This is a genomic window from Citrobacter sp. TBCS-14 (assembly GCF_005280805.1).
GTDB classification, from domain to species: domain Bacteria; phylum Pseudomonadota; class Gammaproteobacteria; order Enterobacterales; family Enterobacteriaceae; genus Citrobacter; species Citrobacter gillenii.
This window is the reverse complement of record NZ_SZWM01000279.1, coordinates 1-547: the sequence shown is the minus strand read 5'-3', so window position 1 is coordinate 547 and position 547 is coordinate 1. Positions and strand designations below refer to the sequence as shown.

Below are 547 nucleotides of genomic sequence, written 5' to 3'. Positions count from 1 at the left end.
GTAATAACCAATGGATTTCTTGCTACAGCAAGGCAGCAATTGAGTGAATCCCCGGGAGCTTACATAAGTAAGTGACTAGGGTGAGCGAAAGCAGCCAACACAGCTGTCGGGAGAAAGACGAAGGTTTTAGTTGCCGTGGAACTTTTAGCCCATCCCAGGATGGGCTTTTTTCTCCACTAACAACCTGCTTTCTCGCGCTTTTTTGATGTAAAAAGCTATAATGCACTAAATTGGTGCAACACNTTCTACGTGAAAGCTATAATGCACTAAATTGGTGCAACCTTTTTCAGGAGACTGCTGAATGGCAACCGGCACGCTGCCCGATGCTGGGCAGATCCTCAATTCTTTAATCAACAGCATTTTGCTCGTCGACGATGAGCTGGCGGTACATTACGCCAACCCGGCGGCACAGCAGCTGCTCGCCCAAAGCTCCCGCAAACTGTTTGGGACACCGCTTCCCGATCTGTTGAGTTATTTCTCCTTAAACATCGGACTGATGCGAGAGAGCCTGGAAGCAGGCCAGGGCTTTACGGATAACGAAGTGACG

General features: G+C 49.1%; 1 protein-coding gene. It reads left to right on the top strand.

Annotated features, from left to right (window positions below; genetic code table 11):
- Window positions 1-301: 301 nt before the first annotated feature.
- The coding region (locus tag FDX22_RS12510) for a PAS domain-containing protein (RefSeq protein ID WP_146717274.1) at window positions 302-547 on the top strand (246 nt) is incomplete at its 3' end.